The sequence below is a fragment of the Paenibacillus sp. R-74696 genome (genome assembly GCF_055814915.1).
Genome location: NZ_JBPULM010000045.1, coordinates 249,514 through 261,533, shown reverse-complemented (window position 1 = coordinate 261,533; position 12,020 = coordinate 249,514). Strand labels below are relative to the sequence as shown.

Genomic DNA, 12,020 nt, shown 5'->3' with positions numbered 1-12,020 from the left:
AGGGCCGCAAGGGCTTTGCCGGGAATTAAAACGGTTACGTATGGCATTTTAGTTTTAATTCTCGTATAATACCAAAGAGGAGGTGAACCGGATGTCCGAAGTAATAGATCGCGTAAAACGTATCGTTGTAGACCGCCTAGGTGTAGACGAAGCGGAAGTAACGCTTGAAGCTTCATTTAAAGATGACCTCGGCGCTGACTCGCTCGATGTCGTGGAATTGGTCATGGAGCTTGAAGACGAGTTCGATATGGAGATCTCTGATGAAGATGCAGAGAAAATTACAACAGTAGGAGAAGTTGTTAAGTACATACAATCTCTTAACTAAGGAAGCCTGGGTCCCGTTGTCACAAACGGGACTTCTCTCCATCTAGGGCATGTGATTATTTAGAAGAATAAATGAGCGTAAGAGCTATTTATATATAAAAGATACAGCGCAGCAGAGTGTTATCTATATTGCAGTTCATAGAGGTGAATCGAAATGAAGCAAAGAGTTGTCGTTACAGGTATGGGAGTTATGACTTCCCTCGGATATGAGCTGGAGGAGTTTTGGGGCAATTTGCTCGCAGGCAAGTCCGGTGTGTCCGTTGTGGAAGCGTTCGATTTTTCGGAATACCCAACGTACATTGCCGCAGAAATCAAAAACTTCAGTCCGGAGGAATTCGGATTGGACAAGAAGGAAGCGCGCCGTATGGACCGCTTCGTGCAGTTCGCTGCTGTAGCCAGCCAATTGGCGGTTAAGGATGCGGATTTGAAAATCGGTGAAAATGCTGATGAGGAACGCGTTGGCGTTATGATTGGTTCCGGTATTGGCGGCCTGGGCACTTGGGAAGATCAGCATAATATTTTGCTGGAGAAAGGCCCGAAGCGCGTCAGCCCGTTTTTTATTCCAATGATGATCGCGAATATGGCATCTGGTCAAGTATCGATGCTTACAGGTGCGAAGGGCCCGAACAGCACAGCGGTTACCGCTTGTGCGACAGGTACTCATTCCATTGGTGATTCGTATAAAATGATTATGCGCGGCGACGCTGATGTCATGCTGTGTGGCGGTGCTGAGGCGACTATCCGTCCAACGGGCATGGCCGGCTTCTGCTCCATGCGCGCCATGTCCGTTCGCAATGATGAGCCGAGTAAGGCAAGCCGTCCTTTCGATATAGACCGGGATGGTTTCGTTATGGGCGAGGGCGCAGGCGTGCTCGTATTGGAGTCTCTCGAGCATGCTCAAAAACGCGGAGCACGGATTTACGCTGAAATTATTGGCTATGGCATGAGCGGCGACGCGCATCATATGACAGAGCCAGATCCAGACGGCGCAGCGCGCTGTATGGTGAAAGCGCTCAAAGATGCTGGAATTGCTCCTGAAGCAGTTGATTATATTAATGCTCACGGCACTTCAACGCCGGTAGGCGACCGTTCAGAGACGAAAGCGATTAAGAAAGCATTTGGCGACCACGCTTATAAAGTGGCAGTCAGCTCGACGAAGTCGATGACGGGACATCTGCTTGGCGCGGCCGGCGGAGTGGAAGCGGTTATTTTAGGCTTGACGCTGCAAAACGGTATCATTGCACCAACGATTAACTTAGACAACCAAGATCCGGAATGTGATTTGGATTATGTGCCGAATGAGCCGCGCAAAGCGGATGTTCGTATCGCAATGTCCAACTCCTTCGGTTTTGGCGGTCATAATGCGACGATCGTGATGAAAGTTTATGAAGCATGATTCCTTAAGCGAGCTGCAGTCGCGTCTGGGGCTACGCTTCAAACAACATAGGCTGCTGAAGCAAGCTTTCACGCATACGTCGTATGTAAATGAGCATAAGCATGGCACAATCGAGCATAATGAGCGTTTGGAATTTTTGGGCGATGCGGTATTGCAGCTGCTCGTCTCGGAGTTTCTGTTTCGCTCCTATCCACGCCGACCGGAGGGCGAGCTTACGCGTATGCGCGCCTCGGTCGTATGTGAACCGTCACTTGCCCTTTTTGCAGAGCGGCTTGCTCTTGGCGCCTACGTCCTGCTGGGACGGGGCGAAGAGCAGCTTGGCGGCAGACAAAGGCCGGCGCTGCTGGCGGATTTGTTTGAAGCGTTTGTCGGTGCGATTTTTCTTGATGCAGGTATGGACCGGGCCCGTGCTTTTCTCGAAGAGCATGTGTTTCCATTCATTGAATCGAACGATTACGGCCTGCTCGTGAAGGATTTCAAATCCAAGCTGCAGGAGCGCGCCCAGCATCATGGGCTCGGTACGGTAGAATACCGGATTACCGAGGAGCGCGGACCGGCGCATGATCGCGAGTTTGTCGTGGAAGTGATTTTGGGTGATGCCAGATGCGGCAGCGGCAGCGGTCGGACGAAGAAGGAAGCGGAGCAGCGCGCAGCGGAAGAAGCGTGGCACTCCCTTTCCGCTCAGCAGTAAAGAGGAAGCTTAAAGAAGAGGCTATTGGGATTGTTACAAATCCCGGTAGCCTCTTCTTTAAATATGACTATGTATAAGGTGCTAACAACCCTTTTAGATGACCTTCATTACGCTCCAACCAATTATCTCGCTCAATTAATTGATTCGCGATGTAAGCAAAAGCGGTAGAAATGTCCTTTCCTGCCCTATTTTGTCCAATATATATGTGTAGGACCGCAATATGGTACAAACGGGTTAACGTGCGTAGTTGGCTCAATTCCTCAGATGACAAGGTCCGAAACGATGCATACCCTTCAATAAACGCTGCCGCCATTTCAAGTGAACCGCCAGACATCTGGAGTACATGGTTGAGGCTAATTACAAATTCCAAAAATGAGATATCGACCGCCAGGAAATCAAAGTCCAAGACTCCCGTAATGCAGCGGTCTACGGATAATAAGTTGAATACTAATAAGTCGTGATGGACCAACTGCAGGGGTAAGGACAATAAAGCCTCACGATTTGTCTCAACTGAAATCAGTGCTTCGTTATAATAATGTTTTTGCTCGTCTGTAACGGGGAAAGGAGGTTTTTTCCAGAAAGAAGCTATAATTTCTTCCGTAGCAAGTGGATGTAGCTGATACAAGTTAGTAAATGGAATTCCATCATATTTAATATTCTTTGGTCGTTCATATTCACTAAGCCTTGCACTAACTTCACTGACGACGCGGCCAAATAAGTAAGCATCATCAGGTGTTTGAATTGGCGGAGCTGTTCCTTGAAGAAAGGTTACAAGAGCACCTAATGATCCGTCTGATAACGTCACATACAAGTGTCCATTTTGTGTTGGCAGAAACGAAGGGATATTAAAGGAAAGATTTGAGCGTAATAAAAAAGATGTCACATCCATTTCTAAGTGCAAGCTTTCTGGAGTCTTGGTATAAAGGTCATAATGACGTGCTACGTATTTTTGGTCGTTTACCGTTACGAAACAGGTTGTATTAGTTAGCCCGAAGGGCACGGGTTCCGTTTTTACAATATCTAAAGGGAAATAATGCTCGATAATGGCCTGCAATGCGTGTGTCATTAAAGTGACTCCTCCTATCTATATTCCTTATTATTCGACGTTGTATTTTTATATTCCTTGCTATCGTGGTAGGGAAACTGTGTCGGGCTTTTGTCCAGCACGATAGAACCAGACAGGTAAAAGGCAACGAAGCTTTGTCCAGCTTTGTTGTACCGGGGCGTCCATGCCCAAGAACGCATAATGATGTAAGTAAGGATCAATTTTTTCTGCCCTGTGCCTTATTTTCTCATAATGCAACGCGCCGCTAAAGGACGACTCCACCCGTCTCACTTTGGTTGGAAGGAGAGGATGGGGCTATGGAAGTGGAGAGCTTAAAGTGAGGTTATCCGGCGTCTGTATTTTGTGGTACAATAGCGGGTGAGGTGAAAGACAATTTATGTTCCTTAAGCGTATTGAACTAGCAGGTTTTAAATCGTTTGCCGATAAGACGGAGATGGAATTCGTTACGGGGATTACGGCAGTCGTCGGTCCCAACGGCAGCGGCAAAAGCAATATTTCCGACGGCATCCGCTGGGTGCTGGGCGAGCAAAGCGCCAAAAGTCTTCGCGGCGGCAAAATGGAAGATATTATTTTTGCCGGAAGCGACGCGCGCAAAGCAGTCAATTATGGTGAAGTGTCGCTGACGCTCGACAATACGGATGGAGCACTGCCACTGGAGTACAATGAAGTGACAGTAACCCGCCGTGTCCATCGCAGCGGTGACAGTGAATATATGATTAACAAGCAATCATGCCGGCTCAAGGATATTACCGAGCTGTTTATGGATACGGGAATCGGCAAGGAAGCTTATTCGATTATCGGACAAGGCCGAATTGAGGAAATACTAAGTACAAGGTCTGAGGACCGCCGTGGTATTTTTGAAGAGGCTTCCGGTATCGTTAAATATAAATCGCGCAAGCGGGAAGCGCAGAAGAAGCTTGATGAGACGGAGCAGAACCTGCTTCGTATTCACGATTTGGTTACTGAGCTTGAGGACCAGGTTGGTCCGCTCAAGGAGCAATCGGAGAAAGCGATTCATTATAAAGCGCTGCGAGAGCAGCTGCGTACGAAAGAAATTTCCATGTACGTTCATAACATTGATTCGGTCCATAAATCTTGGTCGGAGGCGAATGCGAAGCTTGAGATGCTCAAGCAAAGCGAGCTGGAACTGTCAACGGTTGTGAGCAAGCATGATGCGCATTTGGAGAAGGATCGCCTTGCGCTGCGCGCAATCGAGGAGAAGCTTGACCGTCTTCATGAAGCGATGCTGCAATACAGCGAGGATTATGAGAAATGCGAAGGCTACGGAGAGGTTTTGAAGGAGCGCAAGCGCAATCTGGAGCATAACAAGGCGCAGCTTGCGGAATCCGCCGCGTCTCAGGATGCCCGCATTGGCACGCTGATGCAGGAAGAAGCTGAATTCCGCAGCCGTGCGGCTGGTCTGGAGCTGCAGCTGGCCGATTTGAAAGCAAAGCTGACTGAGGAGGAAGACCGTCTTATTGGTGTTGTTGGCGGGGTTGCTCCTGATGCTGAGGAGACGCTGAAGGGCGAGCTGCTTGATGTGCTTAGCGCGATGGCGGAGCTGCGCAATGAAATTCGTTATGCCCAGCAGCAGAAGGAAGCTGTTGGCCGGCGCATGGAGCGCCTTGGCGAGGATGAGCTGAAGTGGAAAGAGCAGAAGCGGAAAAGTGGGGCTAGACGCGCGCAGCTGGAAGCACAGCTGGAATCGATTTTGAAAGATATCAATGGTGCTCGCAACAAATACATAGATGAGGCTGAAAAAGCGAAGCAGACTGGCCAGTATGTGGATGAAGCGGCTGCAGCGATTCGCAAATGGGAGCAAAAAATCGATGCCAGCATTTCCCGTCGCGATACGATGAAGGAAATGCAGGATGCACTCGACGGCTTTATGCATGGCGTTCGGGAAGTGCTCAAAGCATCGCGCCGCACATCCGGCGGCATTAGCGGCGTTCATGGAGCGGTTGCCGAGCTAGTGCGCGTGCCAGAGCGGATCGAGGTTGCGGTTGAAACGGCACTTGGCGGGGCACTTCAGCATGTAGTCATGGAGGATGAGAAGACAGCGCGTGCGGCAATCGCATTTCTGAAGCAGCGTCAGCTGGGCCGAGCTACCTTCCTGCCTCTCGATGTCATTCGCGCAAGGCAAGTGCCGGAGCATGACAGACGCTTGGCTGAAAACGCAGAAGGTTTTGTAGGAGTTGCTGCTGATCTTGTCTCGTGCGATCCGCAATATAAGTCTATTATTCAAAATTTGCTCGGCAATGTATTGCTTGCTGAAAATTTGGAGCAAGCGAACCGTATTGCCTCTAAATGCCAATATCGCTACCGGGTTGTAACGCTAGAGGGCGATGTTGTAAATGCCGGAGGTTCGATGACAGGCGGAAGCTTGCAGAAGAAAGGCGCAAGCTTGCTTGGACGGCAGCGGCAAATTGAAGGACTCGATCAGGAAATTACGGCAGCCGAGGTAACGATGAAGCAGCTTCGCGACAAGCTCAGCGATCTTCGCAAGGAGCAATCGATCCGATCGCAAAATATGGAGGAGCTGCGTTCTCGTTCGGAGCAATCGCGTATTGACGAGCAGCAGGTGCGGGCCGAGCTTCAACAGATGCTGTCTGAGGAAAAGCAGCTTAATGAGCAGGAACAGCTGTATTCGGCTGATCGCAGCAGCCATCTGGCGGAGCAGCAAACGATGCAGGCTACAACCGAGGAGGCGCAGGCCAAGCTTGAGAAGCTGGTAACAGACGAGGCTAGGCTGCAGGAGGCGATTAAGCTTGCTGAGGAGCGCCGCAAAGCGAGCGAAACGGCGAAGGAAGCGCTGCAAGGCCAGCTGACGGATTTGAAAATCAGCTCAGCCAAGACGGATCAAGAGAAACAGTCGTTTGAAGACCAAGCCGCCCGCGTTCGAGCTGATATTGTAAGGGCGAAGCAGGAGCTTGGCAATGTCCGTTCCCTGCTTGCACAGCAGGAAGAGGAGATTACTCGCCATGCGGAGGAAAGCGTTCAGCAGGTGGAGCAGCTAAATCATTTGAAGCTTAAGAAGCAGGAATGCTCGGAGCAGACGGATTTGCAGCGCTCGGCGAGAGCGGACAGAATCCGCGAGCTGGAACATGGCGAGAGCGAGACGAAGGAGCAGCGCACGCAGCTCCGGCAAATCGAGGAGCAGCTGCGCCAAAATGAAATCGCCGCGAATCGCCTTGATGTGGAGCTTGACAATTTGCTGCGCAAGCTGAGCGAGGAATACGAGCTGAGCATTGAGCTGGCGAGGGAGCAGTACCCTGTGCCTGAGGATGTCATCGGCACACAAAATCTGGTTCGTGATTTGAAACGTCAAATTACGATGCTTGGTGATGTGAATCTTGGCGCTATTGACGAGTATGAGCGCGTCAAGGAGCGTTATGAGTTTTTATCGGAGCAGAAGGATGATCTGGTGGAAGCGAAAACGACGCTTTATCAAGTTATTCGCGAGATGGACGAGGAAATGTCGAAACGGTTCAAGACGACATTTGAAGCAATTAGAGGCCACTTCAGCATCGTATTTGCAAAGCTGTTCGGCGGTGGCCGGGCAGATCTTGTTCTGGTTGAGCCGGATCGTGTGCTTGATACAGGCATTGACATTGTTGCTCAGCCGCCTGGCAAGAAGCTGCAAAACCTGCAGCTGCTCTCTGGCGGCGAGCGTGCGCTTACAGCAATTGCGCTATTGTTTGCTATTTTGCAGGTGAAGCCAGTGCCTTTCTGTGTATTGGATGAGGTAGAAGCAGCGCTTGATGAGGCTAACGTATCCAGGTTTGCCCAATATTTGCGTGAGTTTTCCGAGCTGACGCAGTTTATCGTCGTTACCCACCGCAAAGGCACGATGGAGGAAGCGGATGTGCTGTATGGCGTAACGATGGAGGAAGGCGGCGTATCGAAGCTCGTATCGGTGCGTCTGGAGGAGGAAGCGGAGCAGGCTACCGCGTAGCTTACGGCTTTAAGAATGAGGAAAGAATACAGGATAGTTACGAAGACGGAGGAGCAATCGCGATGAGTTTTTTCAAAAGATTGAAGGAAAGCATCGCTTCCAAGACGGAAGCGGTCACGACGATATTTAAAGAAGGGTTGTCCAAAACCCGTACAGCGTTTGTTGAAAAGGTAGAAGAGCTCATTACGCGCCGGAAAAAGATTGACGAGGAGTTTTACGAGGAGCTTGAGGAAATTTTGATCGGTGCCGATGTAGGCGTCAATACCGTGATGAAGCTGATTGACGAGCTGCGCGCGGAAGTGAAAAAACGCAAAATCGAAGATGCGGCTGATTTGCAGCCGGTATTGTCAGAAAAGCTGGTTGAGCTGCTCAAGGGTGATGACAATGAGAAAACTGCCCTTCGCATGTCAGGCAGCGGCATTACGGTTATTTTGTTCGTTGGCGTCAATGGCGTTGGTAAAACGACGACGATTGGCAAGCTGGCTCACAAGTTTAAAAATGAGGGCAAAAGCGTTCTGCTGGCGGCCGGCGATACGTTCCGCGCCGGCGCCATTGAGCAGCTTGAGGTGTGGGGCCAGCGCGTAGGCGTTGACGTCATTAAGCAGCAGTCTGGCTCCGATCCCGCGGCGGTTATGTTCGATGCGGTGCAGGCGGCGAAGCAGCGCGGCGTAGATGTTTTGCTCTGCGACACCGCTGGAAGGCTGCAAAACAAGTCCAATCTGATGGAAGAGCTCAATAAAATTTTCCGCGTCATTCAGCGTGAAATTCCGGATGCGCCTCATGAGGTGCTGCTCGTGCTCGATGCAACCACTGGTCAAAATGCACTCAGCCAAGCGAAGCTGTTCGGCGAGAAAAGCGGCGTAACCGGCCTCGTATTGACGAAGCTTGATGGAACGGCTAAAGGCGGCATCGTCATTGCTATCCGCAATGAGCTGAATTTGCCTGTCAAGCTGGTTGGCTTGGGCGAGAAGATGACGGATTTGCAGCAGTTTGATTCGGAGCAGTTTGTTCACGCTTTGTTTGCTGGTCTAATTAAAGATCAAGAAGAGCCGGAAGAGGCTGAAACGCAGCAATAAATCAGCTTTTTGAAAATATAAGAATGTATAAGTTTTCCCCTTATACTCCTCTTATATTTCACCGCGAAACGTTAGCTTTACCGCCAGAGGACGGTTTTCGGCCGTTTACGCTTGGCCTGAAATGCATGTATTTCGAGCTGACAAGGTTGAAAGCTTGACAGTGCCTGCTTCAATCGTGTAAGATAAGAGACGTTGCTTAAGGTGTAAAGGATTTACCCTTGACGGGAAGGAGCAAAGGTCATGAATGTTAGTGAACCAGACGCCCTTGCGAAGACGACCCGAATTAATTTATTATTTGACTTTTATGAGCCCTTGCTCACTGAGAAGCAGAGGACTTCACTTAAATATTATTTTCACGATGATTTCTCGCTTGGGGAAATTGCAGCGGAATCCGGCATTAGCAGGCAGGCGGTTTATGAGCATGTGAAGCGCGCGGTGCAGGTGCTTGAAGGCTATGAAGGCAAGCTTCGCTTGCTGGAGAAGCATGAAGCATTGCAGCAGCTTGCCGAACATTTGGGAAATAGCGTAACAGAGCTTTCCCTTGGAACAGCTGCTAAGCAGGGAATTCTAGATATAATTGAGCAATTAATAACGACGAACAACAGGTAAGGAAATAACGGAGGTGATGGATCATGGCGGCATTTGAAAGCTTGTCAAGCCGATTGCAAAACGTTTTTAGCAAGCTGAAGGGCAAGGGGAAAGTATCCGATGCTGATGTGAACGAGGCGATGCGTGAAGTGCGTCTTGCGCTGCTGGAGGCAGACGTTAACTTTAAAGTCGTCAAAGATTTTATCGCCAAAGTAAAGGAACAGGCTATTGGTCAGGAAGTAGAGAAAAGCTTTACTCCAGGCATGGTCATTATTAACATCGTTAATAAAGAATTGACCGAACTGATGGGCGGTACGCAAAGCAAGCTGGCGAAAGCAAATAAACCGCCAACGGTTATTATGATGGTCGGTTTGCAGGGCGCAGGTAAAACAACGACGTCCGGCAAGCTTGCCAAGCTTCTACAGAAGAGCAATCATAAGCCATTGCTTGTAGCCTGCGATATTTATCGTCCAGCTGCGATCAAGCAGCTGCAAGTGCTCGGCGAGCAAATCAATGCACCGGTGTTTTCGCTTGGCGATCAAGCTTCTCCGATAGAAATTGCGAAGCAAGGCTTGCAGCATGCAAAAGAAAATCATAATGACTATGTCATCATTGATACAGCGGGCCGGCTTCATATTGATGAAACGCTGATGGACGAGCTGAAACAAATTCATCAACTGGTTAAGCCTGATGAGGTGCTGCTCGTTGTCGACTCCATGACAGGTCAAGATGCGGTCAATGTAGCCCAAAGCTTCCATGAGCAGCTTGAACTGACCGGTGTCGTATTGACGAAGCTTGATGGCGATACCCGCGGTGGTGCGGCATTGTCCGTTAAAGCTGTAACGGGCCAGCCAATCAAGTTTGCTGCTATGGGCGAGAAGATTGATTCGCTTGAGCCGTTCTATCCTGACCGGATGGCATCGCGTATTCTCGGCATGGGCGACATGCTTTCTCTTATTGAGAAGGCCCAGATGAACATTGATGCAGACAAAGCTGCCGAAATGGAGCGCAAGATGCGCACGGCTGAGTTTACATTTGATGATTTTCTGGAGCAAATGGCGCAGGTGCGTAATTTGGGGCCGATCGATCAGCTGATGGATATGCTTCCAGGGATGGGCAAGGTTAAAGGGCTTAAAGATATGAAAATCGATGAGAAGCAAATCGGCCGTGTTGAGGCGATCGTGCGCTCGATGACGAAGGAAGAAAAGACGAAACCGGAAATTCTCAACCACAGCCGCCGGAAACGGGTTGCTGCCGGAAGCGGAACATCGGTTGCTGAAGTCAATCGACTGATCAAACAGTTTGATGACATGCGCAAAATGATGAAGCAGTTTTCGTCCATGATGGGGCCTAAAGGCCTTAAGGGCGGCAAGAAGGGCCTGAAAGGCATGCTGGGCAAAGGCATGAAATTTCCATTTTAATTTAAATAGGTTTATTAATTGAAGGAGGTGAATTTCACATGGCAGTACGTATTCGTTTGAAACGTATGGGTGCTCACAAAGCCCCTTTTTATCGCGTAGTTGTTTCTAACTCCCGTTCGCCGCGCGACGGTCGCTTTATCGAGGAGATCGGTACTTATAACCCGGTTGCACAACCGGCTCAAGTATCCATCAACGAAGAAAAAGCTTTGAAATGGCTGCAAAACGGAGCGCAAGCTTCGGATACAGCTCGCGACTTGCTTTCCAAAGCAGGCGTAATGAAAAAGTTCCATGAGCTTAAGCAACAGAAATAACTGTTGAACAGCGGAGGGCCTTTATAAATGAAAGAATTGATTCTTGTCATAGCAAAGGCGTTAGTGGATCATCCGGAAGACGTAAGCGTGAAGGAAAGAGACGATGACCGCGGCATCGTATATGAGCTGTCGGTTCATGCGGAGGATGTCGGTAAAATTATCGGCAAGCAAGGTCGCATTGCGAAAGCGATGCGTACAGTTGTGACCTCTGCAGCTGTCAAATCAGAGAAGCGGGTTATCGTGGACATCATATCGTAAAACGAATTCGGAGAGGGTTAGGGTTATTTATCCTAACCCTTTTTCAAAATATAAGAATGTATAAGTATGAAACTTATACATTCTTATATTTCTCGAAATGAAACGCGTGGCACCGCCAAAGGATGGCGACAGCCGTTTCACCTTGAAACATAAAAACAGAATGATATTCGTAATGGATATTTTTCTGTTTTACGCAAAACGGCTGCTGCCGCCTTTTTTCGGGCCGGCGTCAGCCGTTTATGCGTGTATCATGAGGATTTTGCATAAATGGCCTTGAATGGCAGATCAACAGCCTAATAGCATTCTGCATTTTATTGATTTATGCAAAATCCTGATCATAAAAAGAAAACTATATAAGTTGAACGAAAGAAAATTTCAACTTATATAGCAAAGAAAGGATACATGAATAATGAGCGGCAAATGGTTTACAGTTGGAAAAGTCGTTAATACGCATGGTCTGCGCGGCGAGTTAAAGGTGCTTTCCCAGACCGATTTTGGAGATTTGCGTTTTGCAGTCGGCAACAAGCTCGCTATGATACATGAAGAGCATGGCACCAAGCTGGATGTAGAGATTGCGGTTTCCCGTGAGCATAAGGGCAATTATATTCTTAAGCTTAAGGGATATAATGATATTAATGAAGTGGAGAAGTACAAGGGCTGGCTGCTGAAGGTAGCAGAGGAGCAGCTTGGTAAGCTGGATGAAGGGGAATATTATTTCCACGAAATTATCGGCTGCCGCGTTGTGACAGACGAGGGCGAGGAACTGGGCACCATTTCTGAAATTTTGCGACCAGGCGCCAATGATGTATGGGTCGTCGACCGTCCTAAAGGAAAAGGAAGCCAAGTGCTAATTCCTGTGATTGATGATGTGTTGCTTAACGTAGATATTGCTGCGAAGACAGTAACCGTTCATCTTATGGAAGGGTTGATTTAG

General features: G+C 49.1%; 11 protein-coding genes. 10 read left to right on the top strand and 1 reads right to left on the bottom strand.

What is annotated here, in order from left to right; translation table 11 throughout:
- Positions 1 to 91 precede the first annotated feature (91 nt).
- The 3 genes from acpP (at position 92) to rnc (ending at position 2,411) form a co-directional block, all read left to right on the top strand.
- The gene (gene acpP / locus ACSR9A_RS21350) at positions 92 to 325 is read left to right on the top strand and encodes an acyl carrier protein (protein WP_046230681.1); all 234 of its coding nucleotides are present in this window, start codon (positions 92 to 94) and stop codon (positions 323 to 325) included.
- Positions 326 to 478: 153 nt separating this feature from the next.
- A complete protein-coding gene (gene fabF / locus ACSR9A_RS21345) occupies positions 479 to 1,720 on the top strand; it encodes a beta-ketoacyl-ACP synthase II (RefSeq protein WP_473759367.1) in 1,242 nt (413 codons plus the stop codon).
- Positions 1,710 to 2,411, top strand: coding sequence for a ribonuclease III (gene rnc / locus ACSR9A_RS21340; RefSeq protein WP_473759366.1), 702 nt, complete (start codon positions 1,710 to 1,712; stop codon positions 2,409 to 2,411). Before fabF ends, rnc begins: the two co-directional genes overlap by 11 nt.
- Before the next feature lie 67 nt (positions 2,412 to 2,478).
- On the opposite strand, the gene ACSR9A_RS21335 is transcribed toward rnc, so the two are convergent.
- On the bottom strand, positions 2,479 to 3,477 hold the full coding sequence (locus ACSR9A_RS21335) for a phosphotransferase enzyme family protein (RefSeq protein WP_473759365.1): 999 nt from the start codon (positions 3,475 to 3,477) through the stop codon (positions 2,479 to 2,481).
- A gap of 376 nt (positions 3,478 to 3,853) precedes the next feature.
- Between ACSR9A_RS21335 and smc the strand changes: the two genes are divergently transcribed.
- From smc to rimM, 7 genes are all read left to right on the top strand, one after another.
- The gene (smc, locus tag ACSR9A_RS21330) at positions 3,854 to 7,432 is read left to right on the top strand and encodes a chromosome segregation protein SMC (RefSeq protein ID WP_473759364.1); all 3,579 of its coding nucleotides are present in this window, start codon (positions 3,854 to 3,856) and stop codon (positions 7,430 to 7,432) included.
- A 62-nt stretch (positions 7,433 to 7,494) separates the two neighbouring features.
- Complete coding sequence (ftsY, locus tag ACSR9A_RS21325; protein ID WP_473759363.1) at positions 7,495 to 8,508, top strand: signal recognition particle-docking protein FtsY; 1,014 nt, start codon at positions 7,495 to 7,497, stop codon at positions 8,506 to 8,508.
- A gap of 240 nt (positions 8,509 to 8,748) precedes the next feature.
- Positions 8,749 to 9,117 (top strand): YlxM family DNA-binding protein, encoded by a 369-nt coding sequence (ylxM, locus tag ACSR9A_RS21320; RefSeq protein WP_473759362.1) that lies wholly within the window; start codon positions 8,749 to 8,751, stop codon positions 9,115 to 9,117.
- Positions 9,118 to 9,140: 23 nt separating this feature from the next.
- The gene (gene ffh / locus ACSR9A_RS21315; protein ID WP_473759360.1) at positions 9,141 to 10,517 is read left to right on the top strand and encodes a signal recognition particle protein; all 1,377 of its coding nucleotides are present in this window, start codon (positions 9,141 to 9,143) and stop codon (positions 10,515 to 10,517) included.
- Positions 10,518 to 10,555: 38 nt separating this feature from the next.
- Complete coding sequence (gene rpsP / locus ACSR9A_RS21310; RefSeq protein ID WP_046230688.1) at positions 10,556 to 10,828, top strand: 30S ribosomal protein S16; 273 nt, start codon at positions 10,556 to 10,558, stop codon at positions 10,826 to 10,828.
- Between the two features lie 27 nt (positions 10,829 to 10,855).
- Complete coding sequence (locus ACSR9A_RS21305) at positions 10,856 to 11,086, top strand: KH domain-containing protein (protein ID WP_046230689.1); 231 nt, start codon at positions 10,856 to 10,858, stop codon at positions 11,084 to 11,086.
- A gap of 409 nt (positions 11,087 to 11,495) precedes the next feature.
- Positions 11,496 to 12,020: a ribosome maturation factor RimM gene (gene rimM / locus ACSR9A_RS21300; RefSeq protein ID WP_341282453.1), complete on the top strand. Its 525-nt coding sequence runs from the start codon at positions 11,496 to 11,498 to the stop codon at positions 12,018 to 12,020.